We start from the raw sequence: 22,184 nt of genomic DNA, 5'->3' as shown, positions 1-22,184 counted from the left end.
GCCGGGGCGGTGAGGCCTGTGCGGGGCGGCTACTCGATGAAAAGCAGCGCCGGGCACTCGAGCGACGCCCGCACGGCCTGCACGAATTCGGCCGCCAGCTGGCCGTCGACCACGCGGTGGTCGAAGGAGGAGGACAGGTTCATCATGCGGCGCGCGACCACCGCGCCGCCCAGCATCACCGGGCGCTGCACGATGCGGTTGACGCCGACGATCGCCACCTCGGGCGCATTGATGATCGGCGTGGAGGCGATGCCGCCCAGCGCCCCCAGGCTGGTGACGGTGAGGGTCGAGCCGCTCAGCTCGTCGCGCGTGGCCCGGCCCGCGCGCGCGGCGTCGGCCAGCCGGGCGATCTCGGTCGCGCTCGACCAGAGGTCGCGTGCCTCCGCATGCCGCAGCACCGGCACCATGAGGCCGGCCGCGGTCTGGGTCGCGATGCCGACATGCACCGCGCCGTGGCGCGTGAGCACGCCCGCGTCGTCGTCGAAGCGGGCGTTGATCTGCGGGAAGCGCGGCACCGCCAGCACCACCGCGCGCACCAGCAGCGGCAGCAGCGTCAGGTGCGCCCGCTCGCCGCCCCAGCGTTCGTTGATGCGGGCGCGCAGCAGCTCCAGCTCGGTCACGTCGACCTCCTCGACGTAGGTGAAGTGCGGGATGCGGCGCATCGCGTCCTGCATGCGCTGCGCGATGCGGCGGCGCACGCCGGTCACGGGCACAGCCTCCTCGTCGTGGCGCTCGGCGTAGCGCGCGGCATCCGGTGCCGGCGGACCGGGCCGGCGCAGCAGCCAGGCGTCGAGGTCCTCGTGCAGGATGCGGCCGTCCGCGCTGCTGCCCGGCACCTGCCGCAGATCGATGCCGAGGACCGTCGCCCGGTGGCGCACCGCGGGTGAGGCGAGCGGCTTGCCGGCCGAGGGGCGCGCGCGTTCGGCTGGTGCCGGTGCCGGTGCCGGTGCAGGCGCCGGCGTCGATACAACCGGCGCCTCCTCCCGTGCCTCACCGCCGCCGGCCACGTCGATCCGGATCAGCTCCGCGCCCACCGCGATCTGCTGCCCCACCTCGCCGCCGAGCGCGACCACCCGGCCCGCGACCGGCGAGGGAATCTCCACGGTGGCCTTGTCGGTCATCACGTCGGCCAGCACCTGGTCTTCGGCCACCGTGTCGCCGGGCTGCACGCGCCACGCCACCAGCTCCACCTCGGCAATGCCTTCGCCCAGGTCCGGCACCTTGATCGTGAGCGTGCCCATTCAGTTCTCCATGGCGCGGCGCAAGGCCGCGCCGACGCGCGCGGGGCCCGGGAAGTAGGCCCACTCCTGCGCATGCGGGTAGGGCGTGTCCCAGCCGGCCACGCGCCCGATCGGCGCTTCCAGGTGGTGGAAGCAATGCTCCTGCACCAGCGCCGTCAGCTCGGCGCCGAAGCCGCTGGTGCGCGTGGCCTCGTGCACGATCACGCAGCGGCCGGTCTTCTTCACCGAGGCGACCAGCGTCTGCAGGTCCAGCGGCCACAGGCTGCGCAGGTCGATGATCTCGGCGTCGATGCCGGTCTCGCGCGCGGCCGCTTCGCAGACGAAGACCATGGTGCCGTAGCTGATCACCGTCAGGTCGGTGCCGGGGCGGAACACCGTGGCCGACTCCAGCGGCACCGTGTAGTAGCCCTCGGGCACCTCGCCCAGCGGATGCGCCGACCAGGGCACCAGCGGCCGGTCGTGGTGGCCGTCGAAGGGGCCGTTGTACAGCCGCTTGGGTTCCAGGAAGATGACCGGGTCGTCGTTCTCGATCGAGGCGATCAGCAGGCCCTTGGCATCGCGCGGATTGGAGGGCATCACCGTGCGCAGCCCGCACACGTGCGTGAACAGCGCCTCCGGGCTCTGGCTGTGGGTCTGGCCGCCGTAGATGCCGCCGCCGCAAGGCATGCGGATGGTGATCGGCGCGGTGAAGTCGCCCGCCGAGCGGTAGCGCAGGCGCGCCGCCTCCGACACGATCTGGTCGTAGGCCGGATAGACGTAGTCGGCGAACTGCACCTCCACCACCGGGCGCAGGCCGTAGGCGCCCATGCCGATGGCCGAGCCGACGATGCCGCCCTCGTTGATCGGCGCATCGAACACGCGCGAGCGGCCGTACTTGGCCTGCAGGCCTTCGGTGCAACGGAACACGCCGCCGAAGTAGCCCACGTCCTGGCCGTAGACGATCACGTTGTCGTCGCGCTCGAGCATCACGTCCATGGCGGAGCGCAGGGCCTGGATCATCGTCATCGAGGCCATGGCCGTCACCCCTCGGACGCCAGCTGTTCGCGCTGGCGCTTCAGGTGCTCGGGCATGTCCTTGTAGACGTCCTCGAACAGGGCGGCGTCGCCCGCGACATGCCCGTCGGCCATGGAGCCGAAGCGCTCGGCCTCCTTCACCGCGGTGTTCACCTGCGCCTGCATGTCGGCCTGCGTCTGCGCGTGCTCCTGCTGCGACCAGGCGCCGATCGCCGTCAGGTGCTGCGCCAGGCGCGCGATCGGGTCGCCCAGCGGGAAATGCGCCCAGTCGTCGGCCGGGCGGTAGCGCGACGGGTCGTCCGAGGTCGAATGCGCGCCGGCGCGGTAGGTGACCCACTCGATCAGCGTCGGCCCCAGGTTGCTGCGGGCGCGCTCGGCCGCCCAGCGCGAGGCCGCCAGCACCGCCAGGAAGTCGTTGCCGTCGACGCGCAGCGACGCGATGCCGCAGCCCACGCCGCGCGCCGCGAAGGTGGTGGCCTCGCCGCCGGCGATGGCCTGGAAGGTGGAGATCGCCCACTGGTTGTTGACCACGTTGAGGATCACCGGCGCGCGGTAGACGTGCGCGAAGGTCAGCGCCGTGTGGAAGTCGGACTCGGCGGTGGCGCCGTCGCCGATCCAGCCCGAGGCGATGCGCGTGTCGCCCTTGATCGCCGAGGCCATGCCCCAGCCCACTGCCTGGATGAACTGCGTGGCCAGGTTGCCCGAGATCGAGAAGAAGCCGGCCCGCTTCATCGAATAGCACACCGGCAGCTGCCGCCCCTTGAGCGGGTCGCGCTCGTTGGACATCAGCTCGCAGGTCAGCTCCAGCAGCGTCACGTCGTCGCGCGCCAGCAGCAGGCCCTGCTGGCGGTAGGTCGGAAAGCACATGTCGCCCTGCTGCAGCACCAGCGCGTGGCCGGTGGCGATGGCCTCTTCGCCCAGGCACTGCATGTAGAAGGAGATCTTCTTCTGCCGCTGCGCGATCAGCATGCGGGCATCGAAGGCGCGTGTCTTCATCATCGCGCGCAGGCCGCGGCGCAGCAGTTCGGGGTCGGCCGGCGGCGCCCACGGGCCGACGGCGCGGCCTTCGTCGTCGAGCACGCGCACCAGCGTGTAGGCCAGGTCGCTGGTGTCGGCCGGCGATGCGTCGACCGGGGGTTTTCGCACCTCGCCGGCACGCGACAGGTGCAGGTAGGAGAAATCGGTCTCGTGCCCCGGCCGCCCGGTGGGCTCCGGTACATGCAGACGAAGAGATGTGCCTTGGCTCATCGCGTTGTCTCCGCGCTCGATGGCATCGCGCGCCACCACAGCCTAGCGAATTTCGGGCGCGGGCGCAGCCGGTCAAGCGCGTGTTTCGCAGGCACCCGGGGCGCAGGGGCGGGGAGGGGGCGCGGCCCGCGCCGGCACCCGTGTCTTCCCCCTTGCCTTTCCCGGCGCGCCTCTGCACTGTCCGTCCACCCTGTGGCCCGCGGCGCATGAACGACCTGGAACCTCCACCTCCTCTTTCCGAACCCGGTCGCAGTGCGCCGCGGGCGAAGGCCGCCGATGCGGCCGGGTGGCGCCGCTGGCTGCCAGGACTGCGCACGCTGCGCGGGTACGAGCTGGCCTGGCTGCGGCACGACATCGTGGCCGGGCTGGTGCTGACCACGATGCTGGTGCCGGTCGGCATCGCCTACGCGCAGGCGTCGGGCGTCCCCGGCATCCACGGCCTCTACGCGACCATCGTGGCGTTGCTCGCGTACGCCGTGTTCGGCCCCAGCCGGATCCTGGTGCTGGGCCCGGATTCCTCGCTGGCGGCCCTCATCCTGGCCGTCGTCCTTCCACTGTCGGGCGGCGACCCGCACCGCGCCATCGCCCTGGCGGGCCTGATGGCGATCGTGTCGGGCACGGTGTGCATCCTCTCGGGCGTCGCGCGCCTGGGCTTCGTCACCGAGCTGCTTTCCAAGCCGATCCGCTACGGCTACATGAACGGCATCGCGTTGACCGTGCTGATCAGCCAGCTGCCCAGGCTGCTGGGTTTTTCGGTCGAGGGCGACGCACCGCTGGCGACCCTGAAGGCCATCGCCGTGTCGGTGATGGAGGGCAAGACCCACGCGACCACACTCATGGTCGGCGCGGGCACCCTGGCGGTCATCCTGCTGCTCAAGGGCCGCCGGCGCGTGCCGGGCATCCTGATCGCCGTGGTGGGCGCGACCGTGGCCGTTGGCGTGCTGGGCCTGGCGACACGCGAGGGGGTGCCGGTGCTCGGTGCCCTCCCGCAAGGCCTGCCGGCATTCGGCATCCCGTGGATCACGGCCGCCGACATCGGCCCCGTGCTGATCGGCGGCTGCGCCGTCGCGCTCGTCTCGTTCGCCGACACCAGCGTGCTCTCCCGGGTCTATGCGGCCCGCACCCGTACCCACGTCGACCCGAACCAGGAGATGGTGGCGCTGGGCGCCGCCAACCTGGCGGCCGGATTTTTCCAGGGCTTTGCCGTCAGCAGCAGTTCGTCGCGCACCCCCGTGGCCGAGGCCGCGGGCGCCAGGACGCAGCTGACCGGCGTCGTCGGCGCACTGGCCGTTGCCCTGCTGCTGGTGGCGGCGCCCGACCTGCTGAAAAACCTGCCCACCAGCGCACTGGCCGCGGTCGTGATCGCATCGGCCATCGGGCTCATCGAGATTGCCGACCTGCGGCGGATCTACCGCATCCAGCGCTGGGAGTTCTGGCTGTCGATCGCCTGCACGGTCGGCGTGGTCGTGCTGGGCGCCGTCGAGGGCATCGGCCTGGCCATCGTGATCGCGGTCATCGAATTCCTGTGGGATGCCTGGCGCCCCTATTCCGCGGTGCTGGGGCGCGCTGATGGCGTCAAGGGCTACCACGACATCACGCGCTATCCCGACGCGCGCCTCATCCCGGGCCTGGTTTTGTTTCGCTGGGATGCGCCGCTGTTCTTCGCCAATGCCGAGCTGTTCCGCGACCGGGTGGGCGAGGCCATCGCGTCGTCGCCCGCGCCGGTGCGCTGGCTGGTCGTCGCGGCGGAGCCCGTCACCAGTGTGGACGTGACCTCCGCCGACATGCTGGCCGAACTGGTCGACAGCTTGCGCGACGCCGGCATCCAGTTGTGCTTTGCCGAGATGAAGGACCCCGTCAAGGACAAGCTGAAGCGCTTCGGGCTCTTCGCGCGGCTGGGCGAAGCCGCGTTCTTTCCGACCGTCGGTGCCGCCGTCAGCGGGTACCTCAAGACCCATCCGGTGGAGTGGGTCGACTGGGAAGACGAGGGGCGCTGAGCCCTTTGCGGCCCGCGGCATGCGCCTCCCATGGATGGGGGAGGCGACGTTTCGAGGCGGCTCCTAGCATCCGCGCACCCACAACGAGGAGCCTCCCGATGAAGATCGCCTTTACTTCCTGCTTCAGTGCCCAGACCTTCAAGGAACAACCTGTCTGGACACAGGTGGGCGCGTCCGGCGCCACGCACCTGGTGCTGCTGGGCGACTCGGCCTACTACGACGCAGACGGCTCCAGCATGGGAGCCATCAAGGCCATGGGCGCGAACGACTTCGCGGTCCACGCCTTCGGCCGGCTGCGCGACCAGCTGAACCAGAAGGAGTTCGCCAAGCTCGTGCGCAAGACCGACCTGCAGATCCATCCGATCTGGGACGACCACGACTTCCTGTGGAACGGCGCCTGCGGTGCGCAGATCGAGGGACAGCCGTCCTACCGGCATCTGCTGGACCCGACGCGCGCGGCGTTCCAGGAATACCGCAAGGCGCTGGATTCAAACGATCCGAAGACCTTTCCCAAGGCCGGCGATCCCTGGGCCTCGGGCGTTCCCGAGCCCGGCTACCGGCCCCTCATGCTGAGCAATGTCGGCGATGCGGATGGCCCGGTGATGCTGCACCTCACCGACGGCCGCAGCTACAAGACCAAGGGCGGCGCGACGGCGGTGCTCGGCAGCGCGCAGATGAAGAAACTGAAGAAGGCCATCGAAGACTCGGACGAGAAGACCGTGCACCTGATCGCCAGCGGCCTCACCTTCGAAGCCCGCCACGGCGAGACCTGGATGGATTGCGCGGCCGAGCACGCCGCGATCCTCAAGCTCGCGGAGAAGCGCCGCATCCTCATCCTCAGCGGCGACGTGCACGAAAACCGCTTCGCCGTGCCGTGGCCGGCCGGCCCCTGGAGCCTGTTCGAGGCCACGTCCTCCGGCGCCGCGCTGCGCACGGCGGTCACCGTCGGCGCGCTGCAGTGCAACTGGGGGCTGGTCGACATCACGAAGGACCAGGTGAACATCGAGCTGTCGCAGCTGAACATGGACACGCGCCGCCGCGTCATCGACCGCAAGAAGTGGAAGATGCTGTAGGCGTGGCGGTGAGCGAGTTCACGGGCCGCTCCTGCGGCTTGCGAAGCAGGATCACGAGGCCGGAGATCAGGAAGTACACGGCGCCCACCGCTGCATAGCCTGCGAGCGTCTGCAGGACCGGGGCGTCGGTGCCTTGCCGTGCGACGAAGAGGCCGCCGGCCAGCGCGGACTGCGCGCCGCTCAGCATCATCACCCACTGCCCCCGATGGCTCTTTCGGCGGCGAACGGCCGTCGCCAGTTGCAGAAGGCCCGACACGATGGCCCAGACGCCGAAGATGGCCAGGCCGATCTGGAGCCCGAGCACCAGGGAGGCCACGACGGCCGCGGTGACCAGCGCGCTGATCCACGTGTTCAGCATCTGGCTGGGGTTGGCCCGGGGGCCGCCCGTCATCCGGGCGTCCACCAGGTTCGCCAGCGCGTCCCACGCCGGATAGACGACCAGCAGGATCGCCGTCAGCACGGGCGACTGCCTGGCGACGGTGAAGGCCAGCGCAACCCACACGAAGGAAAAGGCCGCGCGGGTGAAGTAGAGCTTGCGCAGCCAGGCGGCTGATTGGAGAGGGGGTTGGATGATGTCGGACATGAAGGGGTGTGGGTAGGAGGAGGGGGCGCGCTTCGCACGAGGCGGGTGCAACGATTCTTCTGCGTTCCCCCGGACCACGGTATCGGTCGAATGACCGACACGCGCCGAACCGGCGGCTGTGCGATGCTGTGCGCTCGCCTCCGCGATCCCATGCCCGAAGACACCACCCTCACCGCTTTCGACGCGGCCCGCGCGCTCGCCTTCATCGGCGACCTGAGCATGGGCCAGCCCATCGACCATTCGCTGCGCACCGCCTGGCTGGCCGGCATGATCGCGACACAGGCCGGCTGCCACGCCGCGCAGGTCGAGGTCGCGCAGAACGTGGCGTTGCTGCGCTGGTCGGGCTGCACGGCGAACGCGCAGGAGTTCGCGGACTTCCTGGAAGACGACGTGCTGGGCCGGCGAGCCCTTCTGGCCTCCGCGCAACCGCGCCTGCGCCAGCCCCACCAGGCGTCCATTCCCGGGGCCGTCGTGGCGATGGCACAGATCCATTGCGAGATTGCCGGCGACATCGCGAACATGCTCGGCCTGGGGCCCGAGGCCGAAGCCGCACTGCGCGCCGTCTTCGAGGCCTACGACGGCAGCGGCGTCCCTGGCCTGCTGCAGGGCGAGGGCGTGCCGCTGGCGACCTACGTCGTGGCCCTGGCGAGCGATCTGGAAATCTTCAGCCGCCTCTACGGGCTCGACGAAGCCCTCACGCTCGCGAGGGGGCGCGCCGACAGCCTCTACCCCGGTTTCCTGGTCGACGCCTGCGCACCGCACGCTGCGGCATGGATGACGCGGCTGGATGCGTCGCCCGCGCCGTGGGCCGATGCCGCCGACCCACCGGTGTCGATGCGCCGACGTGTCGGGCTGGAACTCGTCGGCGACGTGAGCGATCTCAAGCTGCCGTGGATGACGGGCTACTCGCGGCGCGTGGCCCGCCTGGCGCGCGACTGCGGCGCCCAGCTGGGCATGAGCGAAGCGATGTGCCATCGCATCCACCGGGCCGGCCTGATCCACGGCATCGGGCGGGCCGCGGTGCCCAACGCCATCTGGAATGCGCCCGAGCCGCAGCCGGCCGCGTCGATGGAGCGCCTGCGGCTCGTGCCGTACTGGACGTCCCGCGCCGCGGGGCAGATCGACGGTCTTGCGGCAGAAGCCGAGATCGCCTCGTTCGCCTTCGAGCGGCGCGATGGCTCCGGCTACTTCCGTGGCCGCTCCGGCGCGTCGATGCCGCTCGAAGGGCAGGTCGTCGCGGCGGCCGAGCAGTGGGTCTCGCACCGCACCCGCCGTCCGTGGCGACCCGAACTGACCGATGCGCAGGCACGCGATCGCATGCAGGCGGACGCCGAGGCCGGCCGCTTCGATGCGGAGGTTGTCGGCGCACTGCTCGCCTGCGCGCTGTCGGGCGTGCCTACGAAGCCCGTGGTGCCCGCGCAGGACGACGCGTCGCTGTCCCAGCGCGAACTGGACGTCCTGCGCTGCATCAGTCAGGGAGACAACACGAAGCAGGTCGCGCGTGCGCTGGGCATCAGCGCGAGCACGGTGCGCACGCACGTCGAACGCGTGTTCCGCAAGCTCGGTTGCTCGACCCGCGCGGCCGCCACGCTGAAGGCCTCTGCCAGAGGCCTGCTGTAGCGGGCCGCGCCGGCCGCTCCATCGACTAGGCGGCCACAGGCTCCGGCCGAACCGCCCGCGCAGGCGCCGCGTTGTCGAGCTGCCCGCGCAGCATCTCCCACCGCACGCGCGCCGACACGATGCTCTCTTCCTTCACATGCCCGAAGCCGCGGATCTGCTCCGGCAGGCGCGCCAGCGACAGCGCGGTGTCGAAGTCGATGCGCTCGAAGCGCGCGAGCAGGTCTTCGACCATCGCGCGGTAGTCGGCGACCAGCTGGCGCTCCATGCGGCGCTCGGCGGTGCGGCCGAACGGATCGAGCGCGGTGCCGCGCAGGCCGCGCAGCTTGGCGAGCACGCGGAAGGCGCCGAGCATCCACGGGCCGAAGCTGGTCTTGACCGCGCGGCCTTCGGCATCGCGCCGGCCCAGCACCGGCGGTGCCAGGTGAAAGCGCAGCACCGGCTTGCCTTCGAACTGCTCGCCGAGCTTCTCCATGAAGCGCGGATCGGCATACAGCCGGGCCACCTCGTACTCGTCCTTGTAGGCCATGAGCTTGAAGAGGCCCGAGGCCACGGCCTTGGCCAGCACCGTGCTGCCGCGCGTGCGCTGTTCGGCCTCGCGCACGCGTTCGACGAGGTCCGCGTAGCTGCGTGCATAGGCGGCGTTCTGGTACGCCGTGAGGAACGCGGTGCGGTCGGCCACCAGCGCTTCGAAGCTCTGGGGCTTCTGCAGTGACACCACCTGCGCCGGCGCAGCCTGGCGCGTGACGGCCGCGAGGTCGAGCGCCGCCTTGCGGCCCCAGCGGAACGCGGCCTGGTTGGCCTTCACGGCCACGCCGTTGATCTCGATGGCCTTGTCGAGCGCCTGCGCCGACAGCGGCACGAACCCCTTCTGGAACGCGAAGCCCAGCAGGAACAGGTTGGCGGCAATGGCGTCGCCCATGAGGCGCGTGGCCAGTTGCGTGGCGTCGATGAAGTCGGCGCGGCCTTCCACCGATTCCTCGATGAGCGCACGCACCTGCGCGGCGGGGAACTGCCAGTCGGGCTGCTGCGCGAAGTGCCCGGTCGGCTGCTCGAAGGTGTTGACCAGCGCATAGGTGCGGCCTGGCCGCATGCGCGCGATGGCGTCGGGCGCGCCGGCCGTGAGCATGTCGCAGCCCAGGATCAGGTCGGCCTCGCCGGTGGGAATGCGCTGCGCCTTCAGTTGCGCCGCGTCGCGCGCGATGCGCACGTGCGACGTGACCGAGCCGTTCTTCTGCGACATGCCCGTCATGTCGAGCACGCTCACGCCCTTGCCTTCGAGGTGCGCCGCCATGCCGATCAGCGCGCCGATGGTGATCACGCCCGTGCCGCCGATGCCGGTGATGAGGATGTTGTGCATGCCTTCGAGCGCGAGCGGCACGGGCGCGGGCAGGGCGGGCTCCTCGGCGGCCTTCACGGCCACAGGGGCGTGCTTGCGCGGCTTGACGCCTTCGACCGTCACGAAGCTCGGGCAGAAGCCCTTGATGCACGACTCGTCGGCATTGCACGCGCTCTGGTCCACGCTGCGCTTCAGGCCCAGGTCGGTTTGCTTCGGTAGCAGGGCGGTGCAGTTCGACTGCTCGCCGCAGTCGCCGCAGCCTTCGCACACCGTGTCGTTGATGAACACGCGCCGCGCGGCGGGCGGGAACTCGCCCTTCTTGCGGCGGCGGCGCTTCTCGGCCGCGCACACCTGGTCGTAGATCAGCACCGACACGCCCTCGAAGCCGCGCAGCTCGCGCTGCACCGCGTCCATGTCGTCGCGGTGGTGCACGCTCAGCGCAAAGAGGCCGTCGCGGTCGGGTGGCAGCAGGCTGCGGTCGGCCCAGCGTGTCGGGTCTTCGGCCACCAGCGCGATGCGCTTCACGCCTTCGGCCGCCACCTGGTGCGCGATGCGCGGCACGGTGATCGGCCCGTCGACCGGCTGGCCGCCCGTCATCGCGACCGCGTCGTTGTAGAGGATCTTGTAGGTGATGTTCACGCCCGCCGCTACGGCCGCGCGAATCGCCAGCGAGCCCGAGTGGTAGTAGGTGCCGTCGCCGAGGTTCGCGAACACGTGCTTGCGCTTGGAGAACCACGCCTGCCCCAGCCACGGCGCGCCTTCGCCGCCCATGTGCGTGGTGGTGCGGTTGTGCTCGGGGTAGATGGCGGTGGCCATCACGTGGCAGCCGATGCCCGCGAGCGCCAAGCTGCCTTCGGGCACCTTGGTCGAGGTGTTGTGCGGGCAGCCCGCGCAGTACCAGGCCGGGCGCGAGGGCGTGGCCACGGCCTTGCCGAGCACCACGTCCTTCGCGTCGAGAATCGCCAGCCGCATGCGGATGCGGTCGCTGGTGTGAAAGCGCGCCACGCGCCCGGCGATGACGCGCGCGATCTGCGCCACCGAGAAGTCGGCCGTGGCCGGCAGCAGCCACTGGCCGCGCGGGTGCGCGCCCCATTCGCCCTGCTCGTCGAACTTGCCGATGACGCGCGGGCGCACGTTCTCGCGCCAGTTGTACAGGTGCTCCTTGAGCTGGTACTCGACGATCTGGCGCTTCTCCTCGACCACCAGGATCTCTTCGAGCCCGTCGGCAAACTCGCGGATCGAGTCGGGCTCCAGCGGCCAGGGCATCGACACCTTGAACAGGCGGATGCCGATGCGCGCAGCCTCGTCGGCGTCGATGCCCAGTTCTTCCAGCGCTTCGAGCACGTCGCGGTACGACTTGCCCGAGGCCACGATGCCCAGCCGCGCCTGCGGCGAATCGATGGTCACGCGGTTCAGGCGGTTCTCGCGTGCGTAGGCGATGGCGGCGTAGATCTTGTAGTCCTGCATCAGCGCCTCCTGCTTACGCGCCTGCACGCCGAGCGTGTCGGTCGACAGCCGCGCATGCACGCCGCCGGGCGGGAACGCGAAGTCCTTCGGCAGGCGCGTGTGCACGTCGAGCGCGCCGGCGGCAATCGAGCCCGACGACTCCACCGTGTCGGCCAGCGCCTTGAAGCCGACCGGCAGGCCGGCAAAGCGCGACATCGCAAAGCCGTGCAGGCCCAGCTCGATGTATTCCTCCACGCTCTGCGGGTAGAGCATGGGGATCATCGACGCGGCGAACAGGTGGTCGCTCTGGTTGGGCAGGGTAGAGGAAGACGCGCCGTGGTCGTCGCCCGCCACCAGCAGGATGCCGCCCTTGGGCGACGTGCCCGCGTGGCTCATGTGCTTGAACACGTCGCCGCAGCGGTCCACGCCGGGCGCCTTGCCGTACCACATGGCGAACACGCCATCGACCGCGCTCTCGCCGGTCAGGTGCACCTGCTGCGTGCCCCACACGGCGGTGGCGGCCAGCTCTTCGTTCACGCCGGGCAAAAATTTGACGGCGTTGGCTTCGAGCTGCGGCTGGGCTTTCCACAGCGCTTCGTCCAGGCCGCCGAGCGGCGAGCCGCGGTAGCCCGAGACAAAGCCCGCGGTGTTCAGGCCGGCCTGCTGGTCGCGCCATTTCTGCACGAGCATGAGGCGCACCAGCGCCTGGATGCCGCTCAGGTAGATCCGGCCTTCGGTGGCCGTGTATTTGTCGTCCAGCGCAACGCTGGCGAGTTCGTGGGTTGCCATGAGAAAAAAGACTCCGGGTAGGACTCGTGGAATGCGGGCGTGGCCCCGGTAGAGGGTCGGCCCGCGAAACGCCTCGCCGGGGTTGCCGCCGAGACAGCGACGATTCTTTCGCACCCCGGCCCGAAAGTGCTTCTTCGTTTCGACGGGGAAACCCGCATTCCGGAAGAACCATCGTCGCCGCCGTCGATTCGCCGAAAGGCCTTCGGCCACGCGCCCACAACCGCACAGGCCCGACAATGTCCGCCCGATCGACCGAGGACCCGATGAGACCCGACCTGGATTCGCTGGCGCTGTTCCTGCGCGCCATTGAGCACGGCAGCCTGTCCAAGGCGGCCGCCGAGAGCCACATGGTGCTGTCGGCCGCGAGCCGGCGCCTGGCCATCCTCGAGAGCCAGCTCGGCGTGGGGCTGCTCAACCGCACCTCGAAGGGCGTCACGCCCACGGGCGCGGGCGAGTCGCTGGCCATGCATGCGCGCCAGATCCTGCGCGACGTGGACCGCATGCGCGCCGACCTGTCGGACTACGCACAGGGCGCCACCGGTCGCGTGCGGCTGCACGCCAACGCGTCGGCCATGGGCCAGTTCCTGCCCGACGACGTGGCCAGCTTTCGGCTGCGCTACCCCGAGATCCGCGTGAGCGTGGAAGAGCACCGCAGCGTCTACATCGTGCAGGCGATTCGCGACCGCCAGGCCGACGTGGGCGTGATCACCAGCGAGGCGGTCGACCCGGCGCTGCACTTCATTCCGTACCGCACCGACCGGCTCGTGGCCATCGTGCGCCAGAAGCACCCGTGGCGCGGGCGCGAGGTGTCGTTCGAAGAACTGCTCGACTTCGATTTCGTGGGGCTCGAAGACGACTCGGCCATCTCCCGCACCATGGAAGACGCCGCGATGAGCGCGCGCAAGGTGCTGCGCCTGCGCGTGCGCGTGAAGAGCTTCGAGGCCGTGTGCCGGATGATCGAAGCGGGAATGGGCGTGGGCATCCTGCCCGAGGGCGCGGCGGTGACTTACCGCAAGGAGATGAAGCTGCGCTTCATCAACCTCACCGATGCGTGGGCGTCACGCCGGATGTACCTGTGTACGCGGCAGGAGGCGTTGAGCTTTCCGCAGCGTCGGTTGGTGGACCATTTGTTGGCGCGCGGGATGCCGTAGGGCGCGGGTTCATTCGGAGCGACGCAGGAACACATGCATGGCGCGCTCGCCCGCCACCTGCCGTTCGCAGCGGTAACCCAGCGCCGGCAGATCCAGGCCTGCGAACAGCGCTTCCCCCTGGCCCAGCAGCACCGGCCGCAAAGCCAGGTGCAATTCGTCGATCAGGCCGGCCTTCAGGTATTCGCGCACGGTGGCCACGCCGCCGCCCACCCGCACATCACGCCCACCCGCGGCGGCCCGTGCCTGCGCCAGCGCGTCGTGGATGCCGCCGGTGACGAAGTGGAAGGTGGTGCCGCCCTGCATCGTCAGCGGTGCGCGGGCATGGTGGGTCAGCACGAAGACCGGCACGTGGTAGGGAGGCTCGTCGCCCCACCAGCCTTTCCAGCTCTCGTCGGGCCAGGGACCGCGCACCGGCCCGAACATGTTGCGCCCGAGGATCCAGGCCCCCATATCGGCGAAGCCTTGCTCGGCCATCTCGTTGTCGATGCCGGTCTCGCCATTTGTCTCGCCCGTCTGAAGCATCCGTTGCCAGACGCGCGTGGGCATGAACCAGTCCATGAGTTCGGGGCCGCGAACGCCCAGCGGATGCGCCAGACTCTGGTCCGGGCCGGCCGCGAAGCCGTCGAGCGAAACACCGAAGCTGCGCACAAGCAATCGAGGCATGGGGTCGTCTCCTGCAAAAGCGGAGCCGCAGTGTAGACCTTGCAACACCGTTGAAAGAGGAGCCGAAGGACATGACACTCAAGCGAATGGACAACATCCTGATCGTTGTCGACGATCTGGAAGCGGTGAAGGCGTTCTTTGTCGAGCTGGGCCTGAAGCTCGAGGGCCAGACCACGGTGGAAGGGCCTGCTATCGGCAGCCTCATCGGGCTGGGGGACGTCCGGGCCACCCTCGCCATGCTGCGAACGCCCGATGGGCAGGGAATCGAACTGGACAAGTTCCACACGCCGGATGCGGTCAGGTTCGGGCCTGTGAATGCGCCAGTGAACACCTTGGGTCTTCGCCGCATCATGTTTGCCGTCGATGGCATTGATGATGTCGTTGCACGGATGCAAGCCCATGGCGCGGAACTCATCGGCCAGATGCAGTACGAGACCTCCTACCGGCTCGCCTACATCCGGGGGCCTGAGGGCATCATCGTCGGGCTTGCCGAGCAGCTCGGCTGAGGCAACAGAGGTGTTGCACGCATGCAGCAATGGTTGCGCAGCACTTCGTCGCAGATGCCGACAGGTCACGTTCGTGGCGCCGTGGTGCAGGTCGATGCAGATGATGGTGGGTTGAATGACGGATTCTTCGCAAGGAGCTGTGGGGGCCGGGAATGGCCGCAACGGGCCCACAAGAGACATGGCAGCATCTCTGAAGAAGTCATTCAATTTGCGGGGACGTCCGCCTGACACTGGCAGCCCGCCTGAAGAAGACGGCGATGGCCAGCAGTCCCGCAAAGGCAACTCCTTCGAGCCATGCCTCGCCCAGACGGCCATCGATCGCCACCTCCGCAGGGCTTGCCTGTCCTGACCTGTAGGTCACCCAGACATCGTCGGCCAAGAAGCCCACACAGAAGTCCCCGATCTCTTTCGCGCATTCCGTGTGCAAGGAGTACCCGAGCCCATCGAGATGCGTCCCTTGCTGTTTGTCAGTGGCGACCACCCAATTTCGGTACTCGTCGTGGTCCGGGAGCCTTTTGTTCTGATCGATGAAAGTCCGTGCGTAACGGGAAACGATTTCGATGTGATCTTGTTCGGAGGAGCTGATTCGATGCATCAGGTGCGTGGCATCAAAACACGCGATGACAAAAATCGGTGCCGCGAGGATCAGAGCGAACCAAGAGATCGCCACGCAAAGGAGCTCCAGCAGGCGTGCCAAGATCGGCGTTCGGTTGCCCTCAACTTGCCGAGCTTGTGCCATTTGGTTTAAGCCTACGTACGAAAAGCGACATTGCTGCCGCAGGCTATCGCGGGTGGGTTCGAGCTTGATGAAGTCCGAGTGAAATCTCGCGGTGGATCCGACCTGTTTTAGTGGCTTTGCGACCCAAACGGACTAACACACTTAGATGCCCGATCTTGGCCGAATCGTGCCGGCGAGAAAAAAGGCGGATTGCCGGCTCCCGGTGGCTCAATTGGTCTGAGTTACATAGCCAGAGGTCCAGTTGTCCTCATCGAGCCGGTACTCGCTGATGTGGAAACCTTCGCCTGCGCCAACACCGATGTAGGTTGAGTCGACGACGTTGGGATGATCTCGAAATCCCGGAGCACTCGCCATCCGCTTAATGGCTGCATGGGCGCTTTGGAGCGACCGATAGGCTCCGATCAGTTTTACGTCCTCCTCTTCCTGCGGCAAAAGCAGGTGGACGTGCTGAACGATAAAGACGGTATTCATTGGGCTCAGGGCGTGTATGTCTGGCTCTGGCCGACTGTAGTCGGTCGAGATACTGTCGCGAAAGGCCCGATGCCGTCCTTCGGCATCAAGAGAACCTGAACTTCGTCAAGGTTACTGAGCGGCCTACAGCGGACATCCTGTTTGAGCGTTCTCTCGATCTTCCTCTGTTCGTGTGGTGGCTACGCTGTGTCGATCAGTGTACCGATGTCTGAGAGCTGACGGTCTCGTTCCTCTTTCGAGGCGTACCGGTATGAGAAGTGAAACGGCGCGAAGATTGTCTTGTGACTGGAATCACTAAGCACTGGTAGTGAGCCGAGGTGCTTGATAGGTTTGGACGGAAGCCAGCGAAATCGCTTTGAACGCTGCAGCATCGACAGCACAGTCTTGGGGATGAATATGTACCTCGCAGATCCATCTTCAACCCATTCCTCAAGCAAAGAGAGATGGGCCGACTTCAGCTGTGCTGCCGCAGGACATCCTGCGCCGAATGTCGGCAAGTGCAGAAGCTCGACAAACGACACTTGGTCCGCGTGCTCGTAGCCGAACCCGATACGGGCAAATCGTTCATGGTAGGGACGACCGCTTCCACGGTAGTAGGGAAGCAGAAATGGGTGATGGTGCTGCCTGTTCGCCTTCCAGAACCTCACGCCGTCCTCCAGATATGCGCAGATATCAGGAAAAGCTTCCGAGCTTTCGACCTCGTGATCGAAGTTCGCATCAATGCCGAAGAAGAGGAAGCGTGCCGAAGCCGGCGCCGCGCCTTGATACGGTTTCGCCTCGAAGTATTCCCGCAGGACCGCTGAAGGGTGGATGCCGTAAGTCATGGTACTGACCTCAGAAATCGGTGAGTTCTCGCGAACGCTGCCAGCGCGGATCGATCTCTAGATCGTACCGGCTGTTTTGCGCTGAAGATGCCCAAGGTAGAAAACCGAACGCTGAATATTCATAGTGAATGTCCGGTTGTAGCCGACTGGCGCCGGCAGCATGCTACCTTCCGGACCGATACGGCTCGTTGGAATCACAGATGGACGTACATCAGCTTCGCCGCCCGTACCGACCCGGTTGGCTGCCCGTTGTCGACGCCGCGCGTTGCACGGGCTGCGGCTGGTGCGTCGCCGCGTGCGACCTTCACCTTCTCAGTCTCGAAGTCGAGCAATGGAAGAAGTTGTCGACGCTTCAAGACGCGGATCGGTGCACGGGCTGCAGCGATTGCGCAGTGACTTGCCCTTTTCATGCGATCACCATGCGAAAGGGCTGAAACGCCCCCGGCGCCCGGTTCGCCGCCCGGGCAATCCGCAGACCCGGACGCGTGAGTCGGATGGTCGCGGGTGTCACGTCCCCGTTCGACCATCCCGAAGAAGTCTCTTCCCGAGGCCTCTCACCCCGGCTCAGCTTTGGGGCTTTGCGAATTCCTCTGCGCTCATCATCTCCAGGCCGACGAATGGAGCGTTGCCTTCGACCCATGCGTCGTGGCCCGGCGGAATGGTGTACGACATGCCTTCCTCGATGACGGTCTGCGAGCCGTCATTCATTTGCACGGTGACCCGGCCGGACACCGCGTACCCGACGTGAGCCACCTGGCAACTGTCCGTGCCCACGACCGGCTTGATGCACTTCGACCAGCGCCACCCGGGCTCGAACTTGAAGCGTCCGAGCGTGTAGCCCTCGAGGCGGACCACTTCGACGCGGGTCTTTTCGGGCGCTCGAACCTCGTCCGGTTCGTCATGGGATTTCGTCTGAAGCTTGCTGACGTTCATCGGGCTTGCCATCGCGACTCTCCTTGCGGCACGAGTGAGCAGACAGTCCGCGGCAGTCTCGTGCCGAACCGCACGTGAACGATGGAATGGTAGTCCTGGGCCACGCGTGCAGTGATCTATTTCTTGCACGAAAGCGCCGCTCTTTCGACGAGCGTCATGTGGCAGTTTGCGTAAGCCGGGTTACAGAAAATCTTCGTCCACCACCAGCGACAGCACGGACCAGCGCAGTCGCTGGGCCCAGTTCGATTCGGGCTCCCGGTGAAGCACCCAGCGGCGTCCGTCGCGCAGGAAGCTCCATTGCAGGCCGCCTCGCAGAGGTACCTCGCTCACGGTGAAGCTCGCGGGCATGCGCACGCGCTGGATCAGGTCGGCCAGCTCGCCGGCCAGCGCGGGGCTGTCGACGATCAGGCCCAGTTCGGTGTTGCAGTGCGCCGAGCGTCGGTCCATGTTCATCGACCCCACGTAGAACCATCGCCGGTCGACCACCGCCAGCTTGGCGTGCAGGCGCCCGAGCGAGCCGCGGCTGCTTTCGGTGTCGCTCCAGGCGGGATGCGCTTCGCTGGCCGGCATCAGCTCATACAGCATGGCGCCCATCTGCAAGAGGGCGCTGCGGTAGCGCGCGTAGCCATAGTGCACCAGCGGTTCGTCGGTGGTGGCGAGCGAATTGGTCATCAGCGACACGCGCGCGCCCTCGCGGCTCGCATGGCTCAGGGCCTCGATCATGCGGGGCATGGGCACGAAGTAGGGCGAGACGACGAGCACCTCCGAGCGCGCGGTCCGGAAGAGGTCGAGGTTCGCGGCCATGACCGCGCCCTCGCGGCCTTGGGGCGCTGCGGCTTCTTCGACGTTGCCGCCGGCATCATCAGCGAAGCGACCTGGCACCGCCGCGTCCGCAACCACGCGCACCTGCGCAGGCACCAGCGCGACGCGCCCCTGCGCCAGCTGCGTGCCGACCGGGCCGCGTCCTAGCGCATCGGGTTCGTCGGCAGGCGGCATGAAGCGCGCGAGGTCGCGCACCAGCGCGGCGAAGCGTTCGCGCGCAGGAGCCGCTGCCGGGGCGCTGTCGGCTGCGATGGCTTCGAAGGGGTACGACAGCGGTCCGTTCCAGAAGGCGTCGAAGCTCGCCGACAGCGCGCGCACCGCCGGCCCGGCCACCAGCGCGTCCATGTCGATGAAGTTCGCCGGCTTGCTGCGCCCGAAGTACTCGTCGGCGATGTTGCGTCCGCCGGTGATGGCGAAGCTGTTGTCGGCAATGAAGAGCTTGTTGTGCATGCGCCGGTTCACGCGGCCGATCTCGTGCAGCGACAGCAGCACGCGCGTGCGCAGGCCACCGCTGCGCACCGGCAGCGGGTTGAAGACGCGCACCTCGACGTTGGCGTGCGCAGCCAGCCCGGCCAGCATCTCGTCGTCTCCGCCCGCGTACAGGTCGTCGACCAGCAGGCGCACGCGCACGCCGCGCTGCGCCGCGTCGCGCAGCTCGCGCAGGAACTGCCGCCCCGCGCTGTCTGGGGCCACCACGTAGTACTGCGCGTCGACGGTGTGCCGTGCGGCCTGCGCGAGTGCGATGCGTGCGTCGAAGGCCTGGTCGCCGCCCGGCAGCAGGCGCACGCCGGATGCATCGGACATCGCGCTGTCCGCAGCCGGCAGCGACGCGGCGGCGATGCGCGCCAGGGGGCTGTCCCCGAGGTCGGTGCGCGCGTGCGACGCGACACGGGGTACCTCGTTGGGCAATGCAGCGCAGCCCGCGAGCAGCGAGACGGCGAGCATGGCTGCGGCGCACAGCCAGCGGGCGAGCGCCACATGCTGCAGCGCCAGGATGCACAAGCGGCACGCAAGGGGCTCCCATGCGGCACGCAGCGCGGCAAGAGATGGAGGGGTGTTCATGGCGGACCTCGGTGCATCGGATGCGAAGTGGCGATCGATGCAGCCAGTTTTCCGCGCGGCGCCCGCCGCAACCATTGCGCGCAGCGCCTAGTCCCCGGCGTGGCCATCCGACTAGGCCTTTGGTGTAGGTGCGCACGCTCGCTTCTTGGGGGGCTTTGCGCTAATCTGCATTCAGGACGGGGAGGGTCACCGTAGACGAGAGGCCTGTATGAAGGTTCTGCTGGTCGATGACCACGAGATCGTCTGGAACGGCACGCGCCTCCTGCTGGAGCGCATGGCCGCCGAGATCGAACCCGGCCGTCCCTTCCATTTCGACGCCGTGCGGGACGCCGAGCAGGCCTGCCAGCGTGACCCCACCGGCATCGACCTGCTGCTGCTCGACTACCACCTGCCCCAGCTGTCCGGGTTGGCGGCGCTCAAGGCCGTGAAGGCGCATTTCGAGGCCACGCCCGTGTGCATGCAGTCGGCGGAAAGCTCGCCGCAGCGCGTGCGCGAGGTCATCGAGGCCGGCGCGGCCGGCTTCATTCCCAAGTCGTACCGGCTCGAGGACATGGAGGCCGCCCTGCGCGTGGTGCTGCGCCACAAGATCTACCTGCCGGCCGAGTTCGTGCTGGCCGACGACGTGACCCGCGCGCGCGACCCCGACGAGCTGCCGCGCGAGGACCTCGCCGGCTTCCTGCGCGTCGAGCTGTCGCCGCGCCAGCGCGAGGTGCTGGCGCTGGCGATGCGGGGCATGCCGGTCAAGCTGATCGCGCGCCAGCTGCTGATTGCCGAGGGCACCGTGAAGGTGCACCTGTCGATGGTCTACCGGGCGCTCGGCGCGCGCAACCGCACCGATGCCATGTGCCGCGTCTTCGACGCGCAGGCGGCATGGGCGCTCGAGGCGGCGTGAGCATGCCGGCCGCGCTGGACGATCTGGACGAACGGCGCCTGCAGGTGGTCGCCGAGCAGGCCGTGGGGTTGCGCTGGCAGATCCTGCTCACCGCCGTCGTCGTCGCGGCCATCGTCTGGCGCGACGTGCCGACGCCCTGGGTGCTCGGCTGGTTCGCGGCAGTGATCGCCAGCCGCGAGTGGCGCGCCGCCGCGCTCGCGCGCATGGCCGCCGACCGCGCCCGCCCCATCGCCGCGCGGCTGCGCGCCACCGTGCACTGGAACGTGCTGATCGGCGCCTGCAACGGTTCCGCGGCGCTGTTCATGGCCCGGCTCGACCCGACGCTGGACGCGGTCCTCACGATGATCCTGGTGTCCTGGGGCGCGGGCGCCGTGTCCACCAGCGCGACCGTGATGCCCGCCTTCCTGGCCTACGCAGGGCTGCTCTTCGTGCCCACGGCCGCCATGTGGCTGGTGGCCGGCGGTTGGCTCGGCGGGGGCGTGGCCGCGCTGGTGCTGATGTTCTTCGGCGTGCAGACGCGCTTTGCCCGGCGCAACCTGCAGACCTTCGAGGAGTCGTTCGGCATCCGCGCCGAGAACCAGGCGCTGGCCACCTCGCTGGAGTTCGAGCGCGCGCAGCTGGCCATCGCGCGCGACCAGGCGGTGCGCGCCAACAACGACAAGAGCCGCTTTCTGGCCGGCGCCAGCCACGACCTGCGCCAGCCGCTGCAGGCGATGGCGCTCAACGTGGGTGCGCTGCGCCACGTGGCGATGGCGCCCGATGCGCGCGCGATCGTCGAGGTGGTCGACAGCAGCCTGGAGCAGCTGCGCGCCATGCTCGACGCGCTGCTCGACGTCTCGAAACTCGACGCCGGCGTGGTGGTGGCCCAGCCGCAGCGCGTGCAGATCGACCGGCTGCTGACCGCCGTGATGGCCAGCTTCGGCGCCGCGGCGGCGGCGCGCCGGGTCGGTCTGCACACCGACTGTCCGCCCGGCCTGGCGGTGCGCACCGACCCCGACCTGCTGCGCCGCATGCTGGCCAACCTCGTGGACAACGCGATCAAGTTCTCGCCCGCGGGCGGGCAGGTCGAGGTGCGGGTCCGTACGCAGGACCCATTGGATGCATCGGACGCCGGGGTCGAGCTGACCGTGCAGGACAGCGGCCCTGGCATCGCACCCGAGAACCACCGGCTTGTGTTCGAGGACCTGGTGCAGCTCCAGGCAACGGGCCCCGGCGCCGCGTCTGCCGCGGGGCATGGCCTGGGCCTGGGCATCGTGCGGCGGATGGCCGAGCTGCTGGGCGTGCCGGTCGAGCTCGAGTCCCGCCTCGGCGCGGGCGCGTGCTTTCGCCTGCGGCTGCCGCGCGCCGCGCCTGTCGGTGCCGACGGCTGCGAGGGGGAGGGCGCCGGCGCGACGTGGAGCCTGGCCGGGCGCTGCGTGCTGGTGCTGGAGGACGACCCGATGGTGCGCGGCGCCTACCTCAACGCGCTGGGCGCGATGGGCTGCCGCGTGCTGTCCGCCGCCGCGCTCGACGAAGCGCTGGCGCAGGTCGACGAGCCCGATGCGGTGGTGCTCGACTGCCGGCTCGGCGGCGGCGTCTCGGGCTTCGATGCCGCCGGGCGCCTGCGCGCGCAGCGCTGCGCACAGCCTGCGCTGCCCATCGTCATGGTCACGGCCGACACCGACCCGGCGGTGGTCGAGGCGGCGCGACAGCAGGCGCTGCCGCTGCTGCGCAAACCTGTCGACGACCAGACGCTCGGCCGCGCGCTGGCCGCGGCCATCGAGCATTCCTGAATC

The 22,184-nt window shown here is 68.7% G+C and carries 19 protein-coding genes; 8 read left to right on the top strand and 11 right to left on the bottom strand.

Annotation, left to right across the window (positions count from 1 at the left end):
- Window positions 1-29: 29 nt before the first annotated feature.
- Genes AC1RL8_RS18090 through AC1RL8_RS18080 form a run of 3 tightly spaced genes read right to left on the bottom strand, consistent with a single transcriptional unit; the run spans window position 30 to window position 3,502 of the window.
- A complete protein-coding gene (locus tag AC1RL8_RS18090) occupies window positions 30-1,241 on the bottom strand; it encodes a dihydrolipoamide acetyltransferase family protein (protein WP_492685950.1) in 1,212 nt (403 codons plus the stop codon).
- Window positions 1,242-2,255 carry an alpha-ketoacid dehydrogenase subunit beta gene (locus AC1RL8_RS18085; RefSeq protein ID WP_139702742.1) on the bottom strand — a complete coding sequence of 338 codons (1,014 nt, stop codon included), beginning with the start codon at window positions 2,253-2,255 and terminating at the stop codon, window positions 1,242-1,244.
- Between the two features lie 5 nt (window positions 2,256-2,260).
- Entirely contained in the window at window positions 2,261-3,502 is a 1,242-nt protein-coding gene (locus AC1RL8_RS18080; protein ID WP_307694583.1) for a 3-methyl-2-oxobutanoate dehydrogenase (2-methylpropanoyl-transferring) subunit alpha, read from the bottom strand.
- 206 nt (window positions 3,503-3,708) lie between these two features.
- Between AC1RL8_RS18080 and AC1RL8_RS18075 the strand changes: the two genes are divergently transcribed.
- Both AC1RL8_RS18075 and AC1RL8_RS18070 read left to right on the top strand, forming a co-directional pair.
- Entirely contained in the window at window positions 3,709-5,499 is a 1,791-nt protein-coding gene (locus AC1RL8_RS18075; RefSeq protein WP_492685951.1) for a SulP family inorganic anion transporter, read from the top strand.
- Window positions 5,500-5,597: 98 nt separating this feature from the next.
- The gene (locus tag AC1RL8_RS18070) at window positions 5,598-6,572 is read left to right on the top strand and encodes a metallophosphoesterase family protein (protein WP_492685952.1); all 975 of its coding nucleotides are present in this window, start codon (window positions 5,598-5,600) and stop codon (window positions 6,570-6,572) included.
- On the opposite strand, the gene AC1RL8_RS18065 is transcribed toward AC1RL8_RS18070, so the two are convergent.
- A complete protein-coding gene (locus AC1RL8_RS18065; RefSeq protein ID WP_492685953.1) occupies window positions 6,541-7,155 on the bottom strand; it encodes a DUF308 domain-containing protein in 615 nt (204 codons plus the stop codon). The two genes, AC1RL8_RS18070 and AC1RL8_RS18065, sit on opposite strands and share 32 nt — an antisense overlap.
- Before the next feature lie 150 nt (window positions 7,156-7,305).
- Between AC1RL8_RS18065 and AC1RL8_RS18060 the strand changes: the two genes are divergently transcribed.
- Window positions 7,306-8,775, top strand: a complete 1,470-nt coding sequence (locus tag AC1RL8_RS18060; RefSeq protein WP_492685954.1) for an HD domain-containing phosphohydrolase — start codon at window positions 7,306-7,308, stop codon at window positions 8,773-8,775.
- Between the two features lie 25 nt (window positions 8,776-8,800).
- Here the strand turns inward: AC1RL8_RS18060 and AC1RL8_RS18055 are convergent, their stop codons facing one another.
- Complete coding sequence (locus tag AC1RL8_RS18055) at window positions 8,801-12,346, bottom strand: indolepyruvate ferredoxin oxidoreductase family protein (protein WP_492685955.1); 3,546 nt, start codon at window positions 12,344-12,346, stop codon at window positions 8,801-8,803.
- A gap of 236 nt (window positions 12,347-12,582) precedes the next feature.
- On the opposite strand from AC1RL8_RS18055, the gene AC1RL8_RS18050 reads away from it, so the two are divergent.
- On the top strand, window positions 12,583-13,497 hold the full coding sequence (locus AC1RL8_RS18050; RefSeq protein ID WP_235926729.1) for a LysR family transcriptional regulator: 915 nt from the start codon (window positions 12,583-12,585) through the stop codon (window positions 13,495-13,497).
- A 9-nt stretch (window positions 13,498-13,506) separates the two neighbouring features.
- On the opposite strand, the gene AC1RL8_RS18045 is transcribed toward AC1RL8_RS18050, so the two are convergent.
- Window positions 13,507-14,160 carry a dihydrofolate reductase family protein gene (locus tag AC1RL8_RS18045; RefSeq protein ID WP_492685956.1) on the bottom strand — a complete coding sequence of 218 codons (654 nt, stop codon included), beginning with the start codon at window positions 14,158-14,160 and terminating at the stop codon, window positions 13,507-13,509.
- A 71-nt stretch (window positions 14,161-14,231) separates the two neighbouring features.
- On the opposite strand from AC1RL8_RS18045, the gene AC1RL8_RS18040 reads away from it, so the two are divergent.
- Window positions 14,232-14,666, top strand: coding sequence for a VOC family protein (locus AC1RL8_RS18040; protein WP_492685957.1), 435 nt, complete (start codon window positions 14,232-14,234; stop codon window positions 14,664-14,666).
- A gap of 199 nt (window positions 14,667-14,865) precedes the next feature.
- On the opposite strand, the gene AC1RL8_RS18035 is transcribed toward AC1RL8_RS18040, so the two are convergent.
- The 3 genes from AC1RL8_RS18035 to AC1RL8_RS18025 form a co-directional block, all read right to left on the bottom strand.
- The gene (locus AC1RL8_RS18035) at window positions 14,866-15,363 is read right to left on the bottom strand and encodes a hypothetical protein (RefSeq protein ID WP_492685958.1); all 498 of its coding nucleotides are present in this window, start codon (window positions 15,361-15,363) and stop codon (window positions 14,866-14,868) included.
- Between the two features lie 249 nt (window positions 15,364-15,612).
- Entirely contained in the window at window positions 15,613-15,876 is a 264-nt protein-coding gene (locus AC1RL8_RS18030; protein WP_492685959.1) for a hypothetical protein, read from the bottom strand.
- Between the two features lie 179 nt (window positions 15,877-16,055).
- Window positions 16,056-16,700 carry a hypothetical protein gene (locus tag AC1RL8_RS18025; RefSeq protein ID WP_492685960.1) on the bottom strand — a complete coding sequence of 215 codons (645 nt, stop codon included), beginning with the start codon at window positions 16,698-16,700 and terminating at the stop codon, window positions 16,056-16,058.
- A gap of 128 nt (window positions 16,701-16,828) precedes the next feature.
- Here AC1RL8_RS18025 and AC1RL8_RS18020 point away from each other — a divergent pair, with 128 nt between their 5' ends.
- Window positions 16,829-17,134 carry an ATP-binding protein gene (locus tag AC1RL8_RS18020; RefSeq protein ID WP_493196583.1) on the top strand — a complete coding sequence of 102 codons (306 nt, stop codon included), beginning with the start codon at window positions 16,829-16,831 and terminating at the stop codon, window positions 17,132-17,134.
- A gap of 130 nt (window positions 17,135-17,264) precedes the next feature.
- On the opposite strand, the gene AC1RL8_RS18015 is transcribed toward AC1RL8_RS18020, so the two are convergent.
- The gene (locus AC1RL8_RS18015) at window positions 17,265-17,645 is read right to left on the bottom strand and encodes a cupin domain-containing protein (RefSeq protein WP_070061667.1); all 381 of its coding nucleotides are present in this window, start codon (window positions 17,643-17,645) and stop codon (window positions 17,265-17,267) included.
- Window positions 17,646-17,813: 168 nt separating this feature from the next.
- Window positions 17,814-19,517, bottom strand: coding sequence for a phospholipase D-like domain-containing protein (locus AC1RL8_RS18010; RefSeq protein WP_492685962.1), 1,704 nt, complete (start codon window positions 19,515-19,517; stop codon window positions 17,814-17,816).
- Between the two features lie 208 nt (window positions 19,518-19,725).
- Here AC1RL8_RS18010 and AC1RL8_RS18005 point away from each other — a divergent pair, with 208 nt between their 5' ends.
- Both AC1RL8_RS18005 and AC1RL8_RS18000 read left to right on the top strand, forming a co-directional pair.
- Entirely contained in the window at window positions 19,726-20,409 is a 684-nt protein-coding gene (locus AC1RL8_RS18005) for a response regulator (protein ID WP_062472054.1), read from the top strand.
- On the top strand, window positions 20,388-22,181 hold the full coding sequence (locus AC1RL8_RS18000; RefSeq protein WP_492685963.1) for a hybrid sensor histidine kinase/response regulator: 1,794 nt from the start codon (window positions 20,388-20,390) through the stop codon (window positions 22,179-22,181). The genes AC1RL8_RS18005 and AC1RL8_RS18000 overlap by 22 nt, the downstream gene beginning before the upstream one ends.
- Window positions 22,182-22,184: the final 3 nt, after the last annotated feature.

The sequence above is a fragment of the Variovorax sp. GW822-FHT04E09 genome (genome assembly GCF_058800845.1).
The sequence above is the reverse complement of the archived record's forward strand: the minus strand, read 5'-3'. Positions and strand labels throughout refer to the sequence as shown.

Bases quoted from the DNA above. Each gene is read 5' to 3' on its own strand.
- AC1RL8_RS18090 (WP_492685950.1), bottom strand. From the start codon at position 1,241: ATGGGCACGCTCACGATCAAGGTGCCGGACCTGGGCGAAGGCATTGCC.
- AC1RL8_RS18085 (WP_139702742.1), bottom strand. From the start codon at position 2,255: ATGGCCTCGATGACGATGATCCAGGCCCTGCGCTCCGCCATGGACGTG.
- AC1RL8_RS18080 (WP_307694583.1), bottom strand. From the start codon at position 3,502: ATGAGCCAAGGCACATCTCTTCGTCTGCATGTACCGGAGCCCACCGGG.
- AC1RL8_RS18075 (WP_492685951.1), top strand. From the start codon at position 3,709: ATGAACGACCTGGAACCTCCACCTCCTCTTTCCGAACCCGGTCGCAGT.
- AC1RL8_RS18070 (WP_492685952.1), top strand. From the start codon at position 5,598: ATGAAGATCGCCTTTACTTCCTGCTTCAGTGCCCAGACCTTCAAGGAA.
- AC1RL8_RS18065 (WP_492685953.1), bottom strand. From the start codon at position 7,155: ATGTCCGACATCATCCAACCCCCTCTCCAATCAGCCGCCTGGCTGCGC.
- AC1RL8_RS18060 (WP_492685954.1), top strand. From the start codon at position 7,306: ATGCCCGAAGACACCACCCTCACCGCTTTCGACGCGGCCCGCGCGCTC.
- AC1RL8_RS18055 (WP_492685955.1), bottom strand. From the start codon at position 12,346: ATGGCAACCCACGAACTCGCCAGCGTTGCGCTGGACGACAAATACACG.
- AC1RL8_RS18050 (WP_235926729.1), top strand. From the start codon at position 12,583: ATGTCCGCCCGATCGACCGAGGACCCGATGAGACCCGACCTGGATTCG.
- AC1RL8_RS18045 (WP_492685956.1), bottom strand. From the start codon at position 14,160: ATGCCTCGATTGCTTGTGCGCAGCTTCGGTGTTTCGCTCGACGGCTTC.
- AC1RL8_RS18040 (WP_492685957.1), top strand. From the start codon at position 14,232: ATGACACTCAAGCGAATGGACAACATCCTGATCGTTGTCGACGATCTG.
- AC1RL8_RS18030 (WP_492685959.1), bottom strand. From the start codon at position 15,876: ATGAATACCGTCTTTATCGTTCAGCACGTCCACCTGCTTTTGCCGCAG.
- AC1RL8_RS18025 (WP_492685960.1), bottom strand. From the start codon at position 16,700: ATGACTTACGGCATCCACCCTTCAGCGGTCCTGCGGGAATACTTCGAG.
- AC1RL8_RS18020 (WP_493196583.1), top strand. From the start codon at position 16,829: ATGTCCGGTTGTAGCCGACTGGCGCCGGCAGCATGCTACCTTCCGGAC.
- AC1RL8_RS18015 (WP_070061667.1), bottom strand. From the start codon at position 17,645: ATGGCAAGCCCGATGAACGTCAGCAAGCTTCAGACGAAATCCCATGAC.
- AC1RL8_RS18010 (WP_492685962.1), bottom strand. From the start codon at position 19,517: ATGAACACCCCTCCATCTCTTGCCGCGCTGCGTGCCGCATGGGAGCCC.
- AC1RL8_RS18005 (WP_062472054.1), top strand. From the start codon at position 19,726: ATGAAGGTTCTGCTGGTCGATGACCACGAGATCGTCTGGAACGGCACG.
- AC1RL8_RS18000 (WP_492685963.1), top strand. From the start codon at position 20,388: ATGGGCGCTCGAGGCGGCGTGAGCATGCCGGCCGCGCTGGACGATCTG.